This is a genomic window from Mesorhizobium sp. 113-3-9 (genome assembly GCF_016756515.1).
GTDB lineage: Bacteria > Pseudomonadota > Alphaproteobacteria > Rhizobiales > Rhizobiaceae > Mesorhizobium.
On record NZ_AP023246.1, the window covers coordinates 1,923,709 to 1,940,435 of the forward strand.

A 16,727-nucleotide genomic window follows, 5' to 3' on the forward strand; every position below is an offset into this window, starting at 1 on the left:
GTTCGAAAAGCCAAGCAATTGGCTTTTCGTCCGCTACGTGGACCACGCCTCACCCACGTGGAACGGGGAGAAGGAAGAGCGCGTCCTTACGCGAACGCACCATGACAGTGCTTGTATTTCTTGCCGGAGCCGCAGGGGCAGGCTTCGTTTCGGCCGACCTTGCCCCAGGTCGCCTGGTTGTTCGGATCGCGATCCTCGGGGGCGACGACGGCGTTCTGCTCCTGGCGCACCAGGAGGGCGGTCTCGCCGTCACCAAAATCGTTCTCGCCGGTGGTGCCGTCGATATGCGAGCCGAACATGTCGGGCGCTTCCGGCGGCGGGGCTTCGGCGGCCTGGCGGACCAGTTCGACGCGCATCAGCTGCGCGGTAACGGCCTGGCGCAAATTGCCAAGCATTGCCTGGAACAGCTCGAATGCCTCGCCCTTGTACTCCTGCAGCGGGTCGCGCTGGGCGTAGCCGCGGAAGCCGACGACCGAACGCAGATGGTCGAGATTCACGATGTGCTCGCGCCACAGATGGTCGAGTGACTGCAGCACCACCGAGCGCTCGACATAGGTCATCACCTCGGGGCCGAAACGCTCGGCGCGCTCCTTGGCGGCGGCGTCGGCGGCTTGCGTGATGCGCTCGCGGATGTCGTCCTCGGCGATGCCTTCTTCCTTGGCCCACTCCTCGATCGGCAGGTCGAGATTGAGGAATTCGGCGACCTCGGCCTTCAGGCCCGCGACATCCCACTGTTCGGCGTAGGCGTTTTCGGGAATCGCCTTGGCGACGATCTCGTCGATGACGCCCTCGCGCATCTCGGCAATGGTTTCCGAGAGGCCTTCGCCGTCCATCAGTTCGATGCGCTGCTCGAACACCACCTTGCGCTGGTCGTTCGAGACGTCGTCATATTTCAAAAGGTTCTTGCGGATGTCGAAGTTGCGAGCCTCGACCTTCTTCTGCGCCTTTTCCAGCGCCTTGTTGATCCAGGGATGGATGATCGCCTCGTCTTCCTTGAGGCCGAGCTTCTGCAGCATGCCGTCCATGCGCTCGGAACCGAAGATGCGCATCAGATCGTCCTGCAGCGACAGGAAGAATTTCGAACGGCCGGGGTCGCCCTGGCGGCCGGAGCGGCCGCGCAACTGGTTGTCGATGCGGCGCGATTCATGGCGCTCGGTGGCGAGCACATAGAGGCCGCCGGCGGCCAGTGCCTTTTCCTTCAGGCGCTCGATGTCGGCGTGGATTTCCTTTTCCCGCGCCTCGCGCTCGGGACCTGCAGGCATGTCGCCCAGTTCGTCCTCGATGCGCATCTCGGCGTTGCCGCCGAGCTTGATGTCGGTGCCGCGGCCGGCCATGTTGGTGGCGATGGTGATGGCGCCGGGCTTGCCGGCCTGCGCGACGATCGCCGCCTCGCGCTCGTGATGGCGGGCGTTCAGCACCTCGAAATCCTTGAAGCCTTCCTTGCGCAGGCGGTCGGCCAGCTGCTCGGACTTCTCGATCGAGGTCGTGCCGACCAGCGTCGGCTGGCCCTTGGCGCTGGCCTCGCGGATCTCCTTGACGATCGCCTTGTACTTCTCCTCGACCGTCCGGTAGACCTCGTCGTCCTCGTCCTTGCGGATGACCGGCAGGTTGGTCGGGATCTCGGTGACTTCGAGACCGTAGATGTTGCCGAATTCCTCGGCCTCGGTCAGCGCCGTGCCGGTCATGCCGGAAAGCTTCTTGTAGAGGCGGAAGTAGTTCTGGAAGGTGACGGAGGCGAGCGTCTGGTTCTCCGGCTGGATCGCCACATGCTCCTTGGCCTCCAGCGCCTGATGCAGGCCTTCCGAATAGCGGCGGCCCGGCATCATGCGGCCGGTGAATTCGTCGATGATGACGATCTCGCCGTTGCGCACGATATAGTCCTTGTCGCGCTGGAACAGCCGGTGCGCCTTCAGCGCGTTGTTGACGTGGTGGACGATGGCGACGTTCTCGACGTCGTAGAGCGACTCGCCCTTCAACAGTCCGGCATCGCGCAGCAGGTTCTCCAGCTTCTCGGTGCCTTCCTCGGTGAAGATCGAGGTCTTCTGCTTTTCGTCGATCTCATAATCCTGCGGCTGCAGCTGGATGATGAAGGTGTCGATCGTGTTGTACATTTCCGAACGGTCCTCGAGCGGACCGGAAATGATCAGCGGCGTGCGTGCCTCGTCGACCAGGATGGAATCGACCTCGTCGACGATAGCGTAGTTGTGACCGCGCTGCACCATCTGGGCGCGCTCATACTTCATGTTGTCGCGCAGATAGTCGAAGCCGAGTTCGTTGTTGGTGGCGTAGGTGACGTCGGCAGCGTAGGCTGTGCTGCGTTCCTCGTCGGAGAGGCCATGGACGATGACGCCGACCGAGAGGCCGAGGAATTTGTAGACGCGGCCCATCCATTCGGAGTCGCGCGTGGCGAGATAGTCGTTGACGGTGACGACGTGGACGCCCTTGCCGGCGAGCGCGTTGAGATAGACCGGCAGTGTCGCGACCAGGGTCTTGCCCTCGCCGGTGCGCATCTCGGCAATGCCGCCATTGTGCAGCACCATGCCGCCGATCAGCTGGACGTCGAAGGGGCGCATGCCGAGCACGCGGCGCGCCGCCTCACGTGCGGTTGCGAAGGCCGGGATCAGCAGATCGTCAAGACTGGCGCCATTGGCGATATCCTGGCGGAATTTCTCCGTGCGGCCGGCAAGCTCGGCATCGGAGAGAGCCCGCATCTCGTTTTCCATGGCGTTGATCGCCTCGACGCGGGGCCGGGTTGATTTGACCCGACGGTCGTTGGAGGAACCGAAAACCTTACGGGCGAGACCGCCGAGACTGACCATCCAATGGTCCTTTCGATAGAATTCTCAATCTTGAGACAGGCGCCGGGCGGCCCCATCAAATCCGCGTGAACGCACCGCCTGAATGCGGGCAAACACAAAAAGCGCCCGGAAAACGGTTCTGGACGCCAAGTCGTTGGACAGATAAGAGGGGGCTCAACTGATGTCAACGCCGCGCTGGCCATGCAGGCCGCGCCAAATTCCGCCACAATCTGGCTGATCTGGAAGCCATCCCTCTTACAATCCTTCACCGGAGTCATCCTTATGTCCTTGTTGTTCCGCCGTGCGTCGCTCGCCAGCCTTGGCTTGGCCTTCGGCCTGTCGGCTCTTTGCCTGTCGCCGCTGATGGCGCAGGAGACCGCTCCTGCTGCTCCGGCCGATGCGGCGGCACCCGCGGCGGCGCCGGTCGATCCGAACGCCGTGGTCGCCACGGTCAACGGCCAGCCCCTGACTGAAGCCGATCTGGTGCTTGCCGAAGGCGAGCTGTCGCAGCAATTCGCGCAGCTGCCGCCCGAACAGCGCCGCGCTGCTGCCCTTTCGGCGGCCATCGAGATCCGCGTCATGGCTGCCAAGGCCGTCACCGACGGTCTCGACAAGGATCCCGATTTCCAGCGCCGCATGGCCTTCCTGCAGCAGCGCGCGCTGCATGGCGAGATGGTCGAGAAGGGCGTCGTCGACAAGGTCACCGACGCCGAGATTCGCGCCCGCTACGACCAGGAGATCGCCAATACGCCGCCGGTCAACGAGGTGCATGCCCGTCACATCCTCGTGAAGACGAAAGAAGAGGCAGAGGCGATCATCAAGCAGCTCGACGGCGGCGCCGACTTCCAGAAGCTCGCCAACGAGCACACCAGCGATCCCTCGGGCAAGTCCAATGGCGGCGACCTCGGCTGGTTCGGACCTGGCCAGATGGTGCCGGAATTCGACAAGGCGGCCTTCGCGCTTGAGGTCGGCAAATACACCGAGCAGCCGGTGCAGTCGCAGTTCGGCTGGCATGTCATCAAGCTCGAGGACAAGCGTGCCAAGCAGCCGCCGGCCTTCGACGAGGTGAAGGACCAGGCCAAGCAGGCGGTCATCCGCGACAAGTATTTCGCGCTGGTCAAGTCGCTGCGCGCCGATGCCAAGGTCGAGATCCCCGATGCCAAGCTGAAGCAGGCTGTCGATACGATGGAAGCCGGCAAGTAAGCCCGGACGGTTTTTTCAAAAAGGGCGCGGCAGCCAAGGGTTGCCGCGCCCTTTTTGTTGGTGTCGCCGATGCCGTTATCTACCGGGCGCCGCTATGCCTTGCAGGAGATAGCGGACCATCTTGCGTATCGCCGCCTCAGGCTCGTCGAGCCGGTTGGTCAAGAGATGCCGCCAGGCATAGGACGCGACGAGGTCCGCGACCGCGCCAGGCTCGATGTCGCTGGTGATCTCGCCCCTTGCCTTGGCGCGCTCGATGATCAGGCCGGTGTGGGTGCGGCGCCCTCCGGCATAACCGGCAAGGGCCGCGGCCGCGGTTTCATCCGACTGCGCCTCGGCGATCAGCGATCTGAACACGTTGCCCGACGATGTCTCGCGCCAGTGCGCGAACAGATTGACCAGGAAGCCGACGAGATCCTCTTCCAGGCTTCCCGTATCGGGGACGTCGACGCGCTTCTGGCGCTGGTAGACTTCGAGCAGCAGGGCCGCCTTGCTCGGCCACCAGCGATAGATGGTCGGCTTGCCGGCACGGGCGCGCCGCGCCACCGCCTCGATCGAGAACCCGGCATAACCGGCCTCGACCAGCACGGCCTCGGCGGCCTCCAGAATCGCTTCGGCGCTGTCGGGGTTGCGCCTGGCGCCAATCGATCTGCGTGCCGGATCGGCGATTTCGTTCATTGGCCGTTCCTCCTGAAGCGGGTTCTCGTCTCTGCTGGACCAACAACCCGCCAGCAACTCTTTGCCTCACCACATTCTTGCTCGGACAGGAACCACCCGGAGCAAAAGCGCTCGTTTTCCTGACAGCATTCGTGCGGACGCCAAATGAAGCCATTTGGCCGCAAAAAGCGCCGATGCCAAGATATGCTCACACATTCGAGATATTCATACATCATCGCTTGACGAAACGGAACGGTTCGTTCTATTCAACGGAACGTTCCGTTCCGATCGGTATCGCCATGACGACCATTATCGCATCCGGCTCCGCGCCCGCCGAGACGACGATTTCGAGTTGGATGACCTTTCTGCTGGCAGCGGCCTGCGGGCTGATCGTTGCCAATATCTATTATGCACAACCGCTGATTGGCCCGATCGGCGCCGAACTTGGCCTGCCGCCCCATGCGGCGGGCCTGATCGTTACGATGGCCCAGATCGGCTACGGGGTGGGCCTGCTGTTCATCGTGCCGCTAGGCGATCTCGTGGAAAACCGCAGGCTCGTGCTTGGCATACTCGCCGTTGCAACGCTCGCCTTGCTGGGCGCGGCGATTTCGACGCAGCCAATGGCTTTTCTGGCCGCGATGCTGTTTGTCGGCCTCGGGTCGGTCGCGGTGCAGATGCTTATCCCCTATGCGGCGCACCTGGCGCCGGAAGCAAGGCGTGGCCGCGTGGTCGGCAATGTCTCGGTGGGATTGTTGCTGGGTATCATGCTGTCACGCCCGTTTTCCAGCTTCATCACCGCGCTGTCGTCCTGGCATGTGGTCTACTTCACTTCTTGCACCGTCATGATCCTGCTGGCCGTGGTGCTGCGGTTTGCGCTGCCCAGGCGCGTGCCGACGGCGCGTCTGAGCTATGGCGCGCTTTTGGCATCCATGGTGCATATTGCGCGCACGACGCCCGTCCTGCGCCGGCGGGCTCTCTACCAGGCATTCCTTTTCGCGGCGTTCAGCCTGTTCTGGACGACGACGCCGCTGCTGCTGGCTGGTCCAGAGTTCAGCTTGACGCAGCGCGGCATCGGCTTGTTCGCCTTGGCCGGCGTCGCCGGCGCAATCGCCGCGCCGCTCGCCGGAAGAGCCGCCGACCGCGGATGGGGCCGGCCGGCAACCGCCTTTGCCATGCTGTGCGTTGCCGTCGCGTTTCTCGTAACCCACATCGCCCATACCGGCTCGACGCTTTCGTTGGCGCTGCTGGTCGTCGCCGCCATCGTGCTCGACTTCGGCGTGCAGACCAACCTTGTCCTAGGCTATCGGGACCTGTTCTCGCTCGGCGCCGCACATCGCAGCCGTCTCAACGGGCTCTACATGGCGACGTTCTTCATCGCCGGCGCGATCGGCTCGGGCGTCGGCGGCTGGGCGTATGCGCAAGGCGGCTGGCCACTGGTGTCCTGGATCGGCCTGGCGCTGCCGATTGCCGGACTGCTCTGTTTCGCCACTGAATTCATATCGCGCGAAAACGCGTGAATGCGCCGCGGATCACCTCTCATTGCATGGCTTGCGAGGTTTCGGATTCGATGCGCCATCCCCCCACGGCCTTGACCAGCCCGAGCGTGACGCGCGCCTTGCCGGTCAGCCTTGCCGCCGACTTGTCCTTCGGCACATAGTCGTAGCGCATGGCAAAGGCTGCATCGGCGCGGTCCTGCCCATGCGGGGTGATCTCCAGGCTGCCGGGTTCCAGCCCGAGCGACCACGAGGCCCATTGCGCGAACCAGTCGGTCTTCACCTTGACGAGGGCATCGTTGTCGTAGCGCGTGCCGAAGATGGTAGCGGACGGGCCGTAGATCCGCTTGACCATGTCAGCCATCGTCCTGGTGTCGGGCGTCAGATAATCCCGGCGCAGGAATTTTTCGATCGAAGCCTTGTCGTCGCCGACGGAGCGCTCCAGTGCCGCGACCTGCGAGGCCGGCGCGGGCTCGGCAGCCGGCCTGGGCTCCGGCGCAGGCCCTGCACCCGGGACGAATTCGAAGCGTTCGAGCAGCGAGCCCTGTTCCCAGGGGCGCTGGCCTTCGCGAGTTTGCGAAACCACGTCGCGGCGCACCGCGATCATCATGTCGTTGATGCTTTGGCCGGGTTCGGCGATGTGCCGCAAGAGGGCTGATGCAAAGGGCGAGTTGCGCCCGCTGCCGTCCATGGCGACCGCGCCTGGCGCCGTCGAGAAGGCGATGAAGGAGCCGCGCGTCGAATCGAACTGCGCCAGCCCGGCGAGCGCCGTCGCCGAGCGCGTGGTGGCGGTGCGGCTGAGGCTGCGGGCAAACGGGTTGTTGCGGCAGGCATCGAGAAACACCAGGCTGACCTTGGTCTGCTGTTCCATGATGTCGAGGACTTCGTCGATCGGCACCGCTTCGAGCTGCAGTTTCACCGGCATGTCGAGCCTGGCGTCGACCGGCACGATGTAATTGCGCCCGTCGACCTGCAGGCCGTGGCCGGCATAGTAGAAAAGCCCGACGCCGGCGCCTTCGAGCGCATCGGAGAACTCGCCGATGCTGCGTTCGAGCTCGCGCTTGCCGAGATCATTGCCTTCGATGACCTCGAAGCCGATGGAGCGCAGCTTGTCGGCGATGTCGAGAGCGTCGTTGACCGGATTGGCCAGCGTCCCGGCCTCTGCATAGGTGCCGTTGCCGATGACGAGCGCCACGCGCCGCGCCGGCTCAGCGTCGGCGCTCAGCAGCAAAAACCTCAGAAATGCCCATGCGAGGATCGCAAGCCTGCCCATGGGGCGCGATCATAGCGCCACAGGCGTCCGCGATGCCAACAGATTTGAAATGCAGGCTTGATCCGGCCTGGTTGGCCGCCCCGGCAGGCGCGGCGAAAACGCCCTTGCGCCCGCGCGCCGTATCGGGCAAACCGGCCTTCCCTTGCGATTTTCCCGCCCGAGGTCCCCATGTCCACGACGATTTCGCCGCTCGCGCCGAAGAAATACCCCAAGATGCCGGTCATCGAAGGGGTGCGCATCGCCACCGCCGAAGCGGGGATAAAGTATAAGAACCGCACCGATCTCCTGGCCATGGTGTTCGACGCCGGCACCACGGTCGCCGGCGTGTTCACAAAATCGAAATGCCCCTCGGCGCCGGTCGATTTCTGCCGCCAGAACCTTGGCGCCGGCAAGGCGCGGGTGCTGGTCGTCAATTCCGGCAACGCCAACGCCTTCACCGGCAAGAAGGGCCGCGACTCCACCGCGCTGACCGGCGAGGCGGCGGCCAAGGCTGCCGGCTGCACGGCCGGTGAGGTTTTCCTGGCCTCGACCGGTGTCATCGGCGAGCCGCTCGACACGACCAAGTTCAGCCATCTGCTCGCCGGGCTGGTCAGCGATGGCAAGCCCGATCTGTGGACCGAGGCGGCAAAGGCCATCATGACCACGGACACCTATCCGAAGGTGGCGACGCAGACGATCAAGCTCGGTGACACCGAAGTCACCATCAACGGCATCTCCAAGGGCGCCGGCATGATCGCCCCCGACATGGCGACGATGCTCTCCTTCATCGCGACCGACGCGCCGATCGCGGCCCTGGTGCTGCAGGACCTGTTGTCGCGCGGCACGGCCAAGACCTTCAACGCGGTCACCGTCGACAGCGACACCTCGACCAGCGACACGCTGCTGATCTTCGCCACCGGCAAGGCCGCGAAGCGCGGCGCGCCTGAGATCACCGACCCGAAAGATGCGCGCCTGGGCCAGTTCCGCCGGGCGCTCGGCAAGGTGCTGAAGTCGCTGGCGCTGCAAGTGGTGCGTGACGGCGAGGGCGCCCGCAAGCAGGTCGAAGTGACCGTCACCGGCGCGAAATCGGCCCGCTCGGCCAAGCGCATCGCGCTGTCGATCGCCAATTCGCCGCTGGTCAAGACGGCGGTCGCCGGCGAGGACGCCAATTGGGGCCGCGTCGTCATGGCCGTCGGCAAGGCCGGCGAACCCGCAGACCGCGACCGGCTGTCGATCTGGTTCGGCGACAACCGGCTGGCGCATGAGGGCGAGCGTGATCCGGCCTATTCGGAAGAAAAGACCTCCGCCTACATGAAGCGCGACGATATTCGTATCCGCGCCGATATCGGCATCGGCCGCGGCAAGGCAACGGTGTGGACCTGCGATCTCACCAAGGAATACGTTGCCATCAATGGCGATTATCGGAGCTGACGGTTTTGGCTTCCAGGCATCCGGCAAGCATGCTCGCGATCGTGCGTCGCTACGAGGCGGCCGGTTTTCGCGCCTGGCCGGCGGCCGCCGTCCATTATGACGGCACCTGGGTGGTGCGGCTGACAGCCGGCCATCCGGCCAAGCGGCTGAATTCGGTCAACCCGCTCGATCCCGGCGACATCCAGCACATCGCCGACCGCATCGGCCGGGCCAGCCGCCGTTTCGATGCCTATGGAAGGCCGCTGACGTTCCGCATGTCGCCGCTCTCGGGTCCCGATCTGGCCAATCATCTCGACAAGGAGGGTTGGAGCCGGTTCGACGAATCGCTGGTCATGCGGCTGCCGCTGGCCGATGCCCAGCTCGACGCCGCCATGGATCAGATTCCGCTCAAGGACATCAGCCGCTTCATCGGCGCGTCGCTCAAGGTCAGCGGCTCGGACGTTTCGCTGCGGCCCGGCCTGTCGGAGATCATAGGCGCCATCCAGCCCGAGGCCGGGCTGTTCGCGCTCGAGGATGGAGCAGAGGCGCTGGCGACGCTGATCTGCGTGCATGACGGCGATCTTGCCGGCCTGTTCGAGGTCGCCACCGACAAGTCGGCGCGCAACAAGGGTCACGGCCGCAACCTGATCCTGTCGGCGCTCAAGTGGGCGAGGCTGCGCGGCGCACGCGAAGCCTGGCTGCAGGTCGAGGCCGGCAATGTGCCGGCGCTTGCGCTCTACCGTTCACTCGGCTTCGAGGAAGTCTACCGATACCACTACCGCCGGCCGCCCGGTCATGAGTGAAGTTGGGCATGAATGATCTGGTGAATACCGGCAAGCGCCTGCTCCTGGTCGCGGCCTGCGCGCTGGTCGACGCCGACGGCCGCGTGCTCCTGGCGCAGCGGCCGCCAGGCAAGCAGCTTGCCGGCCTGTGGGAATTTCCGGGGGGCAAGGTCGAGCCCGGCGAGACGCCGGAACAATGCATCATCCGTGAACTGCATGAGGAGATCGGCATCGAGACCGAGATCCCGTGCCTGGCGCCGCTCACCTTCGCCAGCCATTCCTATGACGACTTCCATCTCCTGATGCCGCTGTTTGTGTGCCGCCGCTTCCGGGGCATTGCGCAGCCCAGGGAAGGGCAGGCGCTGAAATGGGTGCGGCCAAAGCAGATGCGCGACTATCCGATGCCGCCGGCCGACGCGCCGCTGATTCCGTTCCTCATCGATCTGCTCTGAGGATCGCAACTGATCGGACCACGGTCCATATCAGCCAGCGTTAATGGAAGATTTATCTCATCATGAAAAATTGATGCATGGCCGTGTCGTCGCGGCCGCACGGCCGATTTGCCCGGGAGCGACAGCATGAGCCTAGACAGGGATTGGGACTCGATCCGGCCTGACCGGAGCTTTCGTGCCGCCGATGCCGGCATGGGCATCCTGCGCGTCACGCTGCTGTTCGGGTCGGCCGCGGTGGCGCTGGCGCTGATCGCGACCCCTTTCCTCGACAGCCAGACGCGCTCGCAATCTGTGCGTGACGACTTTCCCGGTGGCCTCGACATGACAACCACCGGCTCGATCGGCCATCGCGGCACCTATACGGTGCGTCGCAGTGTGCTGCAGCCACAGCCCGGTTCGGTCTGCATAATCGGGTCCGATGGCAGGACCAGCGGTGACTGCTGACATGGTTAAGAATTTTCCGAGAAGGCGGCGGCTTCACCGCCTGTTAAGGCTTTGCCGTTAACCTTTCTTAACAGATCGGCGGTAAGGTCCTGGCAACGGGGATCAAGGTGATGAAAACAGTGCTGCTGCGTTTTCTGAAGGACGACAATGGCGCCACGGCCGTCGAATACGGCCTGATCATCATGGTGCTGTCGTTGACGATCATCGGCGGCATCGGCCAGGTCTTCAACTCAATTACCTGGTTGTTCAGCGACAACGGCAGCAGGCTCGCGAACGCTTTCGCACACTGACTTGCGACCCTGTCCGCACCCGCGGGCCGGTCAATGTCCTTCCGGACCCTCCAATACAGTCTTCAACGAGACCTTGGCTGAGCCAGGCTTCAGTGGCTTCTGCTGCGATGCATCGGGTGCCCAGCCGGACATCCAGACCATCGAGAAGCTCGCTCGGATCCGACCGTCCGGGTCGGAAAACCGCTCGGCGTAAATCTCGGCGGCGCGGGCAAACAGCCGGCGCGAGCCCGGCCGCCGGCTGCGGTCCGCGAGGGCGCTGGTTTCCCCCATGGCGCGCAGATCGGCCATCAGGGCAAACAAATTGGCATAGCGCACCGTCACCGTCTCGACGTCGGCAACCGGCAAAGCGAGGCCGGCGCGCTGCAGCAGCGCACCGGCGTCGCGCACGTCGGTGAAGGGGATGACGCGCGGGCTGACGCCGCCATAGAGCTCGGTCTCGGCCGCAAGCAGGCTTTCGCGCAGCTCGCTGAGCGTGCCGGCACCGGCGAAGGCACCGAGAAAGAGCCCGTCCGGACGCAAGGCGCGACGGATCTGGATCAGCATGCCGGGAATGTCGTTCATCGCCTGCAGCGACAGAAGCGATACCGCCAGATCGAGGCTTTGCGGCTCGAAGGGCACTGTCTCCAGCGGCGCGACCAAGCCGGCCGCACCATCCAGGAAAACCGTATCCGTCTCGACGCGGGCGATTTCCTCCACCTTGCCACTGGCGGCGAGCACGCCGGCCGCGGCCGGCGTCTGGCAAAACAGCACCGCGGCCTTGCCGAACCGGCGCTCGACGGCGCCCAGCCGGTCGGCAAGGTCCTCGGCAGCGCGGCTCATGAGGAAATCGGCACCGTCGACCGGGTGGGTGAGCGCACGCCGCTTGTGCGCCAGCCACAGTGAGGTATCGATAATAGGCTGCAACGGGCGGATCCTTGTTTGTCCACGCCCTGATATAGTTGGTATGATGGCACGGAGAACCAACCACGTGGCCGATCCGATGCCAGAGATCAAGTCCATCGGGATCAGGAACCTCACCCGATCGGCCCTCGGCTGGCCGGCGCGTATCCTGTTTCCCCCGGTCTGCGCCGGCTGCCGCCGTCATGTCTCGCAACCCGGGGTTCTCTGCGGCGCCTGCTGGCCGAAGCTGCGGCTCCTGGAGCGGCCGTGGTGCCCGGTGATGGGCACGCCGTTCACCCACCATATGGGCGAGGGCTTTCTGTCGGCCGAGGCGATCGCCGATCCGCCGCCCTTCGAACGGGCGCGGGCAGCCGTCGCCTATTCCGGCGTTGCCCGCCAGATGGTGCAAGGCCTGAAATATCAGGATCGCACCGATCTAGCGCCCTGGATGGCGCGCTGGATGGTGCGGGCGGGCGCAGATCTCATCGCCGAAGCCGATGTGGTTGTACCGGTGCCGCTGCACTGGCGGCGTTTTTTCCGGCGACGGTTCAACCAGTCGGCGGAATTGGCGCGTGCGGTCTGCGAACTCAGCGGGCTGCCTTTCGCACCCGCCGCCATGGGGCGCGTGAAACTCACCCGCCAGCAGGTCGGGCTGGAGCGGCAGGAGCGCGAGGAGAATGTGCGGGCCGCCTTTCGCGTGCCGGTCGAGGCGGAAATCGAGATCGCCGGCCGCAGGGTGCTCCTGATCGATGATGTCTACACGACCGGCGCCACCGTGCGTGCCGCCACCAAGGCGCTGAAAAAAGGGGGCGCCGGGGCCGTCGATGTTCTGACCTTTGCCCGCGTGTTGCCGGGGGACTTTCGGGCGGACGAGTCCGCGACTATATAAGTCGGCAACGAAAGTGGAAATTCGTCATGGTGGATGTCACGATCTATACGCGCATGATGTGCGGCTACTGCACGGCGGCCAAACGGCTGCTGGAGCGCAAGGGCGTCGCCTATACCGAGCGCGACGCTTCGTTTTCGCCGGAGCTGCGTCAGGAGATGATCTCGCGCGCTCACGGCCGCACGACATTTCCGCAGATTTTCATCGGCGAGACGCATGTCGGCGGCAGCGACGACCTCCACGAGCTGGAGGCCGAAGGCCGGCTCGACAAACTGCTCGCCAACGGCGCGACGATTTGAGGATTTGATGATGGGTGTTTTCAAGGCTGCCGCCGTCCAGATGCGTTCAGGCGAAAATCCCGAGCTCAATGCGGTCGATCTCGAACGGCTGGTGCGTGAAGCGGCAGGCCAGGGCGCAACCTATATCCAGACCCCGGAAATGACCGGGGCGCTGATCCGCGACAAGCAAGCGCGCGCAGCCTCCTTCACCTCCGAAGACAGGGACATCATCGTGGCGACCGCGCGCAGGTTGGCGCGCGAACTCGGAGTCTTCCTGCATATCGGCTCGACAGCCATCCTGCGCGCCGACGGCAAGCTCGCCAACCGGGCGCTGCTGTTTGGCCCGGATGGCGCCACGCTCGCCACCTATGACAAGATCCACATGTTCGATGTCGACCTCGACAATGGCGAGAGCTGGCGCGAATCCTCAGCCTATGAACCAGGCACCGAGGCCGTCGTGACCGGGGTTGCCGGCGCCAGGCTGGGCTTTGCGGTCTGCTACGACCTGCGGTTTCCCCAACTGTTCCGTGCCGAGGCGCTGGCCGGAGCCGATATTCTGACTGTGCCCGCCGCCTTCACCCGCCAGACCGGCGAGGCGCACTGGCATGTGCTGCTGAGGGCGCGCGCCATCGAGAACGGTGCCTTTGTGGTTGCCGCCGCGCAAGGCGGCCTGCATGAGGATGGCCGCGAGACCTATGGCCATTCGCTGATCGTCGATCCCTGGGGCCGCATCATCGCCGAAGCCGCGCATGACGAGCCGGCGGTGATCGTTGCCGAGATCGACCCGGCGCAGTCGCTTGCGGCACGCAAGAAGATCCCCAATTTGAAGAATGCGCGGGATTTCGACATCAATGCCGGCGAGGTCGACGCGCCGCGTCTCAGGGGTGCCGCCTCTTGATCCGCTTTTCCCTGATCTGCGAAAACGAGCACGAGTTCGAGGGCTGGTTTCGCAGCAATGACGATTTCGACACCCAGAAGAAGCGCGGCTTTGTCGATTGCCCTAGCTGCGGCTCGCACAAGGTGGAGAAGGCCCTGATGGCGCCCGCCGTTTCGACGGCCCGCAAGCAGGAGACCATCGCGCTCGCCATGGGCGAGGCGCAGAAACAGGCGCTGGCGCAACTCAAGGCGATGGCGGAGAAGGTGCGCGAGAATGCCGACTATGTCGGCGACAAGTTCGCCGAGGAAGCGCGAAAAATCCATTTCGGCGAAACAGATCCGCGCGGCATCTATGGCGAGGCGACGCTCGAAGAGGCCAAGAGCCTTGCCGAGGACGGCGTCGAGTTCATGCCGATCCCGGTGTTTCCGGACGACCGCAACTGAGCGGTTAGCTCACGCTTGCGATTAATTTGCCAAGCAATCGGGCCAGCATTTCCCGTTCGGCGTCGCTTAGACCGGCGAGAATTTCATGCTCGTTGGCGACGTGGGCGGTCAAGGCCTCGTCGATCAAGGACAGACCTTTCCCGGTAAGCTGCACGACAATGCCGCGCCGGTCATTGGGGTGGGGGCCGCGCACGATCAATCCGGCTTTCTCCAGCCGGTCGAGCCGGTTGGTCATGGCGCCCGATGTCACCATCGTCGCTTCATAGAGAGCGGTCGGCGTCAGCGCGTACGGGGCTCCGGAGCGGCGCAGCGTCGCCAGCACGTCGAATTCACCAGCCTGCAGTCCGAAACGGGCAAACAGCGGGGCGAGGCGATCCCGCGCGATCAGCGACGAGGCTTCGTTCAATCGCCCGAGCACCGCCATCGGCGAGACGTCCAGATCCGGCCGCTCCCGTTTCCACTGCTCGACCGCCTTTGCCGCGCGATCCATTTGTCTCACCGTTAAATATCTTGACGTTAAGAATCTTTGCGTTATCTTACCTCAAGATACAGAACCGGCCAAGCCGCAAGTGCCGAATTCGCGATTGAGTGACGGGACCATCCGATGAAATTTCTCTGGGATTCGGCGCTCGGACTGCTGGTCGTCACGGGCGGCCTGCTCGGGCTGACGCTGCCCTTCGGCAAGCTCGCCACGGCAGCCGGCGTGCCGGCCATGGTCTGGGCCTTCGTCATCTCGCTCGGTGCCGGCGGCGTGCTTTCGTGCGTGCTCTTGTTGCGCGGGGAGCGTGTCCGGCTCACCGCGCACAAATTGCGCTATTTCTTCGTCACGGCCGCCGTGTCCTATGCCGTCCCCAATCTCCTGATGTTCTCGGCCATTCCACACCTTGGCGCCGGCTACACCGGCATCATGTTCACGCTGTCGCCTGTCATCACGCTGGTGTTCTCGATCCTGCTGCGTGTGCGGCGCCCGAACATGCTGGGCATAGCCGGGATTGCCGTCGGCTTCGTCGGCGCCGTCATGGTGGCGGTGACGCGCGGCGAGGCCGGCCAGCCGGCCGACCTTTTCTGGGTGGTCATGGGCCTGCTCATCCCGGTCAGCCTTGCGGTTGGCAACATCTACCGCACGGTGGATTGGCCTGAAGGCACCGGCCCGATCGAACTTGCTGTCGGCAGTCATCTGGCGTCGGCGGCGCTGCTGCTCGCCGGTATTCTCACCCTGTTCGGCACCACGGCCTTCGCGCCGCTCGGCGGCGTGCCGCTGGTCGTCGTCGCGCAAGTCGCGTCCGCGTCGGCGATGTTCGCCTTCTTCTTCCGGCTGCAGGCGGTCGGCGGCCCGGTCTATCTCAGCCAGATCGGTTATGTTGCGGCCGCGGTCGGCCTGTTTGCCGGCACGATCTTCCTTGGCGAGCACTATCGGCTGCTGACCTGGGCCGGCGCCGTCATCATCACCGCCGGCGTGTTCATCACCACCAGGGCGCAAAGCCAGAAAGCCTGACGGTCTCAGTTTGTGGCGTCGCCGGCATCGCCACCGGGCTCTGGCCCAGGATGCCGGCTGCTCGCGCGCCGCCTGCGGTACGATTCCGGAACGCTAGAGCAATTCCAGGAAAAGTGTGTAACGGTTTTCCGTCCGGAATTGCGTTAAAACAAAGAGTTAGAGCGGTTCTGAGATTCCGTGAAACGCTGAACCGCTCTAGTCGGTCAGACCGATCCTTTTTCCGCCAGCACCATGTAGTTGACGTCCATGTCCTTCGATCGCGCCCAGCGGTCGGCGAGCGGATTGTAGGTGACGCCGGTGCGGTCGATGATCGTCAGGCCGGCGCCGCCAAGCGCCTTTTCCAGCTCTTCGGGGCGCACCAGCTTGCCGAACTGGTGGGTGCCGCGCGGCAGCCAGCGCAGCACGTATTCGGCGCCGATGATGGCCAGGCCCAGCGCCTTCAGCGTGCGGTTGATGGTGGCCACGAACATGATGCCGCCGGGCCGGACCATCTGTCCGCATTTGGCGACGAACAGCTCGATGTCTGCGACATGCTCGACCACTTCCATGTTGAGGATGACGTCGAATGTCTCGCCGGCGTCGGCAAGGTCCTCGGCCGTCGTGGCGCGATAGTCGACGCTCACATTGCCTTCGGCGGCATGCAGTTTCGCCACTTCGATGTTTGTTTCGGAGGCATCCGCTCCCACGACTTCGGCGCCAAGCCGCGCCATCGGCTCGCACAAGAGGCCACCGCCGCAGCCGATATCGAGGATGCGCAGGCCCTCGAAGGGCCGCGCGGCGCGCGGGTCGCGGCCGAAGCGCGCCGCTATCTGGTCGCGGATATAGGAAAGCCGGACCGGATTGAATTTATGCAGCGGACGAAACTTGCCGTTCGGGTTCCACCATTCGGCGGCAAGGGCGGAAAAGCGTTCCACTTCTCCGGCATCGATCGTGGATCGTCGGGGCTCTGGCATTGGTTGTCTCCTCGACTACAGCGCCGCGCATCCTTGGACGCGCAAAGGACGCTGTAGCACTTTGATTCTGCGCATGACCCCGAAATCGACTTCGATTTCGGGGTCATGCGCTACGAAGTCGGGCGCGGGCGCGGGAAA

Annotated in this window: 18 protein-coding genes; 12 read left to right on the plus strand and 6 right to left on the minus strand. The window is 64.5% G+C overall.

Annotation, left to right across the window (positions count from 1 at the left end):
- Positions 1-86: 86 nt before the first annotated feature.
- Positions 87-2,819 carry a preprotein translocase subunit SecA gene (gene secA / locus MesoLj_RS09335; RefSeq protein ID WP_140772280.1) on the minus strand — a complete coding sequence of 911 codons (2,733 nt, stop codon included), beginning with the start codon at positions 2,817-2,819 and terminating at the stop codon, positions 87-89.
- Between the two features lie 261 nt (positions 2,820-3,080).
- Here secA and MesoLj_RS09340 point away from each other — a divergent pair, with 261 nt between their 5' ends.
- Complete coding sequence (locus MesoLj_RS09340) at positions 3,081-4,001, plus strand: peptidylprolyl isomerase (protein WP_140772278.1); 921 nt, start codon at positions 3,081-3,083, stop codon at positions 3,999-4,001.
- Positions 4,002-4,076: 75 nt separating this feature from the next.
- Here MesoLj_RS09340 and MesoLj_RS09345 read toward each other — a convergent pair whose 3' ends face one another.
- The gene (locus tag MesoLj_RS09345) at positions 4,077-4,676 is read right to left on the minus strand and encodes a TetR/AcrR family transcriptional regulator (protein WP_202325820.1); all 600 of its coding nucleotides are present in this window, start codon (positions 4,674-4,676) and stop codon (positions 4,077-4,079) included.
- Positions 4,677-4,954: 278 nt separating this feature from the next.
- On the opposite strand from MesoLj_RS09345, the gene MesoLj_RS09350 reads away from it, so the two are divergent.
- Positions 4,955-6,172 carry an MFS transporter gene (locus MesoLj_RS09350; RefSeq protein WP_140772274.1) on the plus strand — a complete coding sequence of 406 codons (1,218 nt, stop codon included), beginning with the start codon at positions 4,955-4,957 and terminating at the stop codon, positions 6,170-6,172.
- Positions 6,173-6,191: 19 nt separating this feature from the next.
- On the opposite strand, the gene MesoLj_RS09355 is transcribed toward MesoLj_RS09350, so the two are convergent.
- Positions 6,192-7,421: a caspase family protein gene (locus MesoLj_RS09355; RefSeq protein WP_202325821.1), complete on the minus strand. Its 1,230-nt coding sequence runs from the start codon at positions 7,419-7,421 to the stop codon at positions 6,192-6,194.
- A 168-nt stretch (positions 7,422-7,589) separates the two neighbouring features.
- Here MesoLj_RS09355 and argJ point away from each other — a divergent pair, with 168 nt between their 5' ends.
- From argJ to MesoLj_RS09380, 5 genes are all read left to right on the plus strand, one after another.
- On the plus strand, positions 7,590-8,831 hold the full coding sequence (gene argJ, locus MesoLj_RS09360) for a bifunctional glutamate N-acetyltransferase/amino-acid acetyltransferase ArgJ (protein ID WP_202325822.1): 1,242 nt from the start codon (positions 7,590-7,592) through the stop codon (positions 8,829-8,831).
- A gap of 29 nt (positions 8,832-8,860) precedes the next feature.
- Positions 8,861-9,613 (plus strand): GNAT family N-acetyltransferase, encoded by a 753-nt coding sequence (locus MesoLj_RS09365; RefSeq protein WP_202325823.1) that lies wholly within the window; start codon positions 8,861-8,863, stop codon positions 9,611-9,613.
- An 8-nt stretch (positions 9,614-9,621) separates the two neighbouring features.
- Entirely contained in the window at positions 9,622-10,044 is a 423-nt protein-coding gene (locus MesoLj_RS09370; protein WP_202325824.1) for a (deoxy)nucleoside triphosphate pyrophosphohydrolase, read from the plus strand.
- Between the two features lie 126 nt (positions 10,045-10,170).
- Complete coding sequence (locus tag MesoLj_RS09375) at positions 10,171-10,488, plus strand: hypothetical protein (protein WP_140772267.1); 318 nt, start codon at positions 10,171-10,173, stop codon at positions 10,486-10,488.
- Between the two features lie 110 nt (positions 10,489-10,598).
- Positions 10,599-10,778 carry a Flp family type IVb pilin gene (locus MesoLj_RS09380; protein ID WP_140772265.1) on the plus strand — a complete coding sequence of 60 codons (180 nt, stop codon included), beginning with the start codon at positions 10,599-10,601 and terminating at the stop codon, positions 10,776-10,778.
- Between the two features lie 30 nt (positions 10,779-10,808).
- Here the strand turns inward: MesoLj_RS09380 and MesoLj_RS09385 are convergent, their stop codons facing one another.
- The gene (locus tag MesoLj_RS09385) at positions 10,809-11,681 is read right to left on the minus strand and encodes a methyltransferase domain-containing protein (protein ID WP_202325825.1); all 873 of its coding nucleotides are present in this window, start codon (positions 11,679-11,681) and stop codon (positions 10,809-10,811) included.
- Positions 11,682-11,745: 64 nt separating this feature from the next.
- On the opposite strand from MesoLj_RS09385, the gene MesoLj_RS09390 reads away from it, so the two are divergent.
- From MesoLj_RS09390 to MesoLj_RS09405, 4 genes are read left to right on the plus strand one after another with little or no spacing between them, the layout of a single operon-like run.
- Positions 11,746-12,546 (plus strand): ComF family protein, encoded by an 801-nt coding sequence (locus MesoLj_RS09390; RefSeq protein ID WP_202325826.1) that lies wholly within the window; start codon positions 11,746-11,748, stop codon positions 12,544-12,546.
- Between the two features lie 26 nt (positions 12,547-12,572).
- Positions 12,573-12,842: a glutaredoxin 3 gene (gene grxC / locus MesoLj_RS09395; protein WP_202325827.1), complete on the plus strand. Its 270-nt coding sequence runs from the start codon at positions 12,573-12,575 to the stop codon at positions 12,840-12,842.
- Positions 12,843-12,852: 10 nt separating this feature from the next.
- Complete coding sequence (locus MesoLj_RS09400; RefSeq protein WP_202325828.1) at positions 12,853-13,719, plus strand: carbon-nitrogen hydrolase family protein; 867 nt, start codon at positions 12,853-12,855, stop codon at positions 13,717-13,719.
- Positions 13,716-14,141, plus strand: a complete 426-nt coding sequence (locus tag MesoLj_RS09405; protein ID WP_056576228.1) for a DUF1178 family protein — start codon at positions 13,716-13,718, stop codon at positions 14,139-14,141. The genes MesoLj_RS09400 and MesoLj_RS09405 overlap by 4 nt, the downstream gene beginning before the upstream one ends.
- 4 nt (positions 14,142-14,145) lie before the next feature.
- Here MesoLj_RS09405 and MesoLj_RS09410 read toward each other — a convergent pair whose 3' ends face one another.
- A complete protein-coding gene (locus tag MesoLj_RS09410; protein WP_202325829.1) occupies positions 14,146-14,631 on the minus strand; it encodes a MarR family winged helix-turn-helix transcriptional regulator in 486 nt (161 codons plus the stop codon).
- A 114-nt stretch (positions 14,632-14,745) separates the two neighbouring features.
- On the opposite strand from MesoLj_RS09410, the gene MesoLj_RS09415 reads away from it, so the two are divergent.
- On the plus strand, positions 14,746-15,636 hold the full coding sequence (locus MesoLj_RS09415) for a DMT family transporter (RefSeq protein ID WP_202325830.1): 891 nt from the start codon (positions 14,746-14,748) through the stop codon (positions 15,634-15,636).
- Between the two features lie 203 nt (positions 15,637-15,839).
- Here MesoLj_RS09415 and ubiG read toward each other — a convergent pair whose 3' ends face one another.
- A complete protein-coding gene (gene ubiG, locus MesoLj_RS09420; RefSeq protein ID WP_140772254.1) occupies positions 15,840-16,589 on the minus strand; it encodes a bifunctional 2-polyprenyl-6-hydroxyphenol methylase/3-demethylubiquinol 3-O-methyltransferase UbiG in 750 nt (249 codons plus the stop codon).
- Positions 16,590-16,727: the final 138 nt, after the last annotated feature.